This is a genomic window from Sandarakinorhabdus oryzae (assembly GCF_009733735.1).
Taxonomy (GTDB): domain Bacteria; phylum Pseudomonadota; class Alphaproteobacteria; order Sphingomonadales; family Sphingomonadaceae; genus Sandarakinorhabdus; species Sandarakinorhabdus oryzae.
In genome coordinates, this window is sequence record NZ_WNJP01000429.1 from 1 (window position 1) to 507 (window position 507).

Genomic DNA, 507 nt, shown 5'->3' on the forward strand with positions numbered 1-507 from the left:
TAATGCGGCGCGGCGTCACGCAGGATTGTTGCGATATTCATCTTGGTTTCAACCGTGCATCGTAAGGCCGCCGGAGACGCTGACCACCTGTCCAGTCATAAAGCTTGCGTCATCGCTTGCAAAGAACACCACAGCTCCCGGAATATCCTCCGGCTGTCCAAGCCGCCTCATGGGGATCGCATCCTTCAGTGCTTCGTAAACGCGTTTTCCGCGCTCACCTTCGTCAAGAAAGGCTCGCAACATGGGAGTGTCCGTCGGGCCAGGGCAGACGCAATTAAGGATCACGTTATAACGCAGCATCTCGCGTGCCATGGTCTTTGTGAATGCAATCAGCCCACCCTTGCAGGCCGAATAAACAGCCTGGCCGGAGGACCCAACGCGGCCAGCATCCGATGCCACGGTTACCACACGGCCACGCTTGCGCTCCGCCATGCGCTTGAGCACCACATGGTGCATATTGATGGGGCCCTCCAGATTGATCGCAATTACACGCTCGCGGAAGTCCGC

1 protein-coding gene is annotated in these 507 nt (G+C 57.8%); it reads right to left on the minus strand.

Translation table 11 applies throughout. The annotated features are described in order from the left end of the window. Positions 1-48: 48 nt before the first annotated feature. A partial coding sequence (locus GJ693_RS16685) for an SDR family oxidoreductase (RefSeq protein ID WP_156257305.1) occupies positions 49-507 on the minus strand: 459 nt, incomplete at its 5' end.